The 5,060-nt window shown below is 68.7% G+C and carries 6 protein-coding genes; all 6 read right to left on the reverse strand.

Annotated features, from left to right (window positions below; all coding sequences use genetic code 11):
• A partial coding sequence (locus tag C5O18_RS06390; protein ID WP_241146761.1) for a FliH/SctL family protein occupies positions 1-387 on the reverse strand: 387 nt, incomplete at its 3' end.
• A gap of 46 nt (positions 388-433) precedes the next feature.
• Positions 434-1,453 carry a flagellar motor switch protein FliG gene (gene fliG, locus C5O18_RS06395; RefSeq protein ID WP_105192502.1) on the reverse strand — a complete coding sequence of 340 codons (1,020 nt, stop codon included), beginning with the start codon at positions 1,451-1,453 and terminating at the stop codon, positions 434-436.
• Positions 1,443-3,134: a flagellar basal-body MS-ring/collar protein FliF gene (gene fliF, locus C5O18_RS06400; RefSeq protein ID WP_105192504.1), complete on the reverse strand. Its 1,692-nt coding sequence runs from the start codon at positions 3,132-3,134 to the stop codon at positions 1,443-1,445. The genes fliG and fliF overlap by 11 nt, the downstream gene beginning before the upstream one ends.
• A 30-nt stretch (positions 3,135-3,164) precedes the next feature.
• Positions 3,165-3,530 carry a flagellar hook-basal body complex protein FliE gene (fliE, locus tag C5O18_RS06405; RefSeq protein WP_105192506.1) on the reverse strand — a complete coding sequence of 122 codons (366 nt, stop codon included), beginning with the start codon at positions 3,528-3,530 and terminating at the stop codon, positions 3,165-3,167.
• Between the two features lie 30 nt (positions 3,531-3,560).
• Complete coding sequence (locus C5O18_RS06410; protein ID WP_105192508.1) at positions 3,561-4,646, reverse strand: sigma-54 interaction domain-containing protein; 1,086 nt, start codon at positions 4,644-4,646, stop codon at positions 3,561-3,563.
• 130 nt (positions 4,647-4,776) lie between these two features.
• On the reverse strand, positions 4,777-5,060 hold a 284-nt coding region (locus C5O18_RS06415; RefSeq protein WP_206389763.1), incomplete at its 5' end, for a PilZ domain-containing protein.

Raw genomic sequence — 5,060 nt, forward strand, 5'->3', positions numbered from 1 at the left:
GATCACCGGCAGCACCAGCTCCGGGGTCGTGCGCAGCTCGGCATGGATGACCTGGCGCGCCAGTGCCAGCGCCAGCAACGCCAGTTCCTGCTCGACCTGCGCATCCATGGCCGCCAGCGGCTGGTCCAGGTGCGCCATGAGCTGGCGCCAGCGCTGCGCCTGCAGGCCCAGCTCGCCGCGCGCGGCCTGGCGGCCCTCGCCCAGACCCTGCTCCCAGCCTTCACGGCGGGCGCCTTCGCGCAGCGTCGCCAGCTCCTGCTCGAAGCGGTCGGCGCTGTCCGCCACTGCCGCCGGCTCGGCTGCCGGCGCCGCCTCTGCCAGCTGCTCGTCGGCCATGACCGGCATCTGCCAGCGCGACCAGGCCGTGCCGGCCGCCTGCGCGGTCACCCGACGCGGCGCGGCGCGATCATCCGCGGCATCATTCGACCCGGCATCATTCGACATAGTCTTCCCTGCCCGTGGCCAGCGTGATCTGTCCTTCCTCGGAGAGACGGCGGGCGACGGTGACGATTTCCTTCTGCGCCACCTCGACTTCGCTCATCTTCACCGGGCCGCGCGCCTCCATGTCTTCCTGCAGGATCTCGCCGGCACGCTTGGACATGTTGCGGAACACCTTCTCGCGCATGGGCTCGACGGCCCCTTTGAGGGCCAGCGCGAGGACATCGTTGGAGACTTCGCGCAGCAGCACCTGCATGCTCTTGTCATCGAGCCCGATGAGGTTGTCGAACACGAACATGAGATCCTGGATCTTCTCGGTCAGCGAGCGGTCGACCTTCGACAGCGCCTCGATGATGCGGCCCTCGGTGCCGCTGCCGACGCCGTTGATGATGCCGGCCACGGTGCGCGCGCCATCCACCGGGCGGGCCTTGAAAGCGCCGGCCAGCGACAGCTTGCTGCGCAGGATGGTCTGCAGCTCCATCAGCGCCGCCTGCGGGATCTTCTCCATGGTCGCGATGCGCAACACCACGTCCTCCTGCAGCCCGGCCTCGAGCCGGTCGAGGATGGTCGCCGCCTGCGCCGGCTCCATGTGCGCCAGGGTGATGGCGATGATCTGCGGGTGCTCGTCGCGGAGCATGTGGACCACGGTGTCGAAATCGAGCCAGCGCAGGGTGTCGATCTCCACCGGCTGGCTGTCGCCGAGCACGCGGTCGGCGAGCGTGCGGCCCTGCTCCTCGCCCAGCGTGGAGACCAGCACCTGCCTGACGTAGTCTGGCACCCCGACGCCGAGCGGCGTGTGCGCGCTGAGCGCGGCACCGAAGCCGTCGATGACCGCCAGCGCCTGGTCATTGTTCACTTCGCGGATGCCGGCCATGGCCACGCCGATCTTCTCGACCGCCTCGGAGCCGACATAGCGCAGCACTTCGGCCGCGCGCTCCTCGCCGAGCATGAGCAGCAGCATGGCCGCGTCGGCGCTGCCGGGCTGCGGCTGCGATATCGCCAGTTCATTCGCCATTTGGAGTCACCCAGCTCTTGACGACCTGCGCCACCAGGCGCGGGTCTTCGGTGGCCACGTTGCGCACGGCTTCCATGCGCTGTTCGAGATCCTTGCCCGAGGTCAGCAGCGTCAGCGGACGCGGCGGCGCAGCTTCCGCAGCCGGCAGGCCGGACACGTCGTAACCCAGCTGTGCCAGTGCGCCCGCCTCGCCGGCCGGCAGCGCCGGCAGGCCACCCGGTGCCGGCAGGCCCTGACCGGCGGCGACCGGCAACACCGGCCGCAGGCTCTGGCGCAACAGGCGCAGCACGCCGAGGCCGACCAGCAGCACCGCCAACCCGACCAGCGCCTGCTTCACCAGACCGGCGAACCACGACTGCTGCCAGAACGCCGGGCCGTCGGCTGCAGACAAGTCCGCGCCATCGACCGGACTGAAGGCAGCACTGACCACCGTCACCTTGTCGCCACGCTCGGCCTGATAGCCGATGGCGCTCTGCACCAGACCGGTCATGCGTTCCAGCTCGGCGGCGTTGGGGCCGGCCTTGACGATGGTGCCGCCGTTATCCTTCAGCGGAGTGCTGTCCACCACCACGGCCACCGACAGGTTGCGCAGCGCGCCGGCCGGGGTATTGCTGTAGTTCAGCACGCGGTCGATCTCGTAGTTGCGCGTCACCGCCTGCGTGCTGGAGCCGCGTGGCGTTTCGTCGCCGTCACGGGCATCCGGGGCCGGGGTGGCGGCGGTCGGCGGCTGGTTGCTGAGCGCGCCGGGAATGCCGCGCGCGGCCTGCGCCGGCTGGTCGCTGCTGGTGCTGTTGAGCTGCTCGCTGCGCACCACCGAGCTCTGCGGGTTGTAGCTCTCGCGACTCTGCTGCTGCACCGAGAAATCGAGATCGGCGGACACCTGCACGCGCACCTGGCCGCTGGGCACGATGGCTGACAGCAGTCGCGAGATGCGCTCCTCGTAGGCGCTCTCGACCTGCTGGCGATAGGCGAACTGGCGGCTGCTCAGCTCCAGCGCGTCATCGCGCTCCTTCTTCGACAGCAGGTTGCCGCGCTGGTCGACGACGGTGACCAGATCCGGCGTCAGCTCGGGAATGCTCGATGCCACCAGGTTCATGATCGCCAGCACGTTCTTCTGTTCCAGCGTCATGCCGGGCTTGATGTCGACCATGACCGAGGCGCTGACCTGGCGACGGTCGCGCACGAACACGCTCTGCTTCGGCATGGCCAGGTGCACGCGCGCCGCGCGCACCTGCTGGATGCTCTCCACCGTGCGCGCCAGCTCCACCTCCAGGGCATGCTGGTACTTGCGGGTCTCGATGAACTCGCTGACGCCGAAGCCCTTCTCGGCGCGGATCATCTCCAGGCCGGTGCCGTCGCTGACCTGGGTCAGACCGCTGCCGGCGAGCTTGAGACGCGCGTTGTGGAGCTGGTCGGCCGGCACCAGCAGTGCGCCGGTGTTTTCCTCCAGCTTGTACGGAATGTTGAGCGATGTCAGCGAGTCCATGACCGCGGAGGCGCGCTCCGCCGGCAGACTGCTGTAGAGCACCCGGTAGTCCGGGCCCTGCGACCACAGCACCACGGCGAGGCCGATGGCGACACTGGCGGCGATGCCGACCAGCATGCCGACCTGGCCGGCCCAGGCCGGCAGGCCTTCGGGCAGGAAGCGCGCCTTCATGGCAGCGAGATTGGTTTGAGCCATGGACTCACCCTCTTGTTAGTTCGCCTGCGCTCAGATCGACATGCGCATGACTTCCTGGTACGCATCGACCATCTTGTTGCGTACCTCCATCATGGCCTTGAAAGAAACATCGGCCTTCTGCAACGAGACCATGACCTGGGTCAGGCTGACCTCGCTGTCGCCGCGCTCCCAGGCCGTGGCCATGGCGCCGGCGCTCTGCTGGGTTTCGTTGACCGCCTGCACCGACGCCTTCAGCAGGCTGTCGAAGGAGCCAGGCGCGGCCACCGTCTCGCCGGGTGCGCGCACGGCATCCGGACGCGGCAGCGCGCCCGGTGCGGCGATCTCCGGCGCCGCCGTCTGCTGACGGATGGCGCGGATCTGGCTGAGGATCTGATCGACTCCGGATACGCTGGTCATGATCGTGCTCCCTGTGACTGTCCGGCGGCCTTACCAGGCACTGCTGAGGCCGAACTTCTTCATCTTCTCGACCAGCGTCGTGCGCTGCAGCCCGAGCAGCTTGGCGGCCTTGGCCACCACGCCGTCGACCTGGCGCAGCGCTTCGTTGATGTAGTTCACCTCGATGTCCTGCAGATGCTGCTTGAGGTCCAGCCCGCAGGCCGGCAGCTCCATGGCGGTGGTGTGCGACTCGGCCACCTCGGCGACGCTGGAGGCCGGCAGCACCGGCACGTCGAAGAGCATGGCGCGCTCTTCCTGCTCGATGCCCTCGACCGGCAGGAAGGCGGCGTAGCGCGACGGCAGGTCACGCGCCCGCACCTGCTGGCCCGGATGCGTGATGCTCAGGCGCTCGACCAAGTTCTCGAGCTCGCGCACATTGCCCGGCCAGCGGTAGCGCATGAGCGCGCCGAGGGCGCTCTGGCTGACCTCGGCGGTCGGCATGCCGCGCGCGCTCAGCTTGCCGTTGAACAGGGCGAGCAGCTCGGGGATGTCATCGGCATGGTCGCGCAACGGCGGCAGCTGGATCGGGAAGACGTTGAGGCGGAAGAAGAGGTCCTGCCGGAAGCTGCCGTCTGCGACCATGGACTCGAGGTCGCGGTGGGTGGCGGCGACGATGCGGACATTGCAGCGGATGGTCTGGTTGCTGCCGACGCGCTCGAAGCAGCGCTCCTGCAGCACGCGCAGGATCTTCACCTGCATGGGCAGGCTCATGTCGCCGATCTCGTCGAGGAACAGGGTGCCGCCCTCGGCGGCCTCGAAGCGGCCCTTGCGTGCGCACACCGCGCCGGTGAAGGCGCCCTTCTCGTGGCCGAAGAGCTCGCTCTCCAGCAGGTCCGCCGGAATGGCGCCGCAGTTCACCGGCACGAAGGGACCGTCGGCGCGCTCGGACTGCTCGTGCAGTGCCCTCGCCACCACTTCCTTGCCGCTGCCGGACTCGCCCTGGATCAGCACCAGGGTCGTGTGCGGGGCCACCTGCGCGATCAGCTGGCGCACCTGGGCCATGGCCGGGGAGCGCCCCAGGGGACGCTGCTGGATGCTCGTCTTTCTTGTTGGTATAGCCAGTGCGCCGAGACCCATCTTGAGCTCCTTGCCGGACAAAGGTCCGTCAGAAATGTTCGAGATAAGCGTCGGATATTTGACGTCCGGAAACAATTTCCGGACTGTTCAGGTGTGTAACGATTGGTTGTCTTAGCGCGTTGCAGTGTAGTCAGCCTGGCTGCCTCGCCTGCCGCGACTCGGCGATACTGCGGCGGTGCTGCCGGAACAGGAACTTGTCGAGCGCGTCACGCATGAGCGGCGGCATGTCGAGCAGCTCGGCGCCGCCGCGGCCGGTCAGCTTCGCCGGCAGGCGCAGCGGCGATGCCGCCAGCGGATGCGCGTGCAGCTCGATCACGCCGGTCTCCCCCGCGCCGCCCTGGGGCGCGCCGTCGAGCCAGGCGAAGCCGCGCGCCGTCAGCCGCACGCCGGCCAGCGGCGGCGTCTGTTCGTAGC

It is taken from the genome of Amnimonas aquatica (genome assembly GCF_002943415.1).
Classification (GTDB): Bacteria; Pseudomonadota; Gammaproteobacteria; order Pseudomonadales; family Moraxellaceae; genus Perlucidibaca; species Perlucidibaca aquatica_A.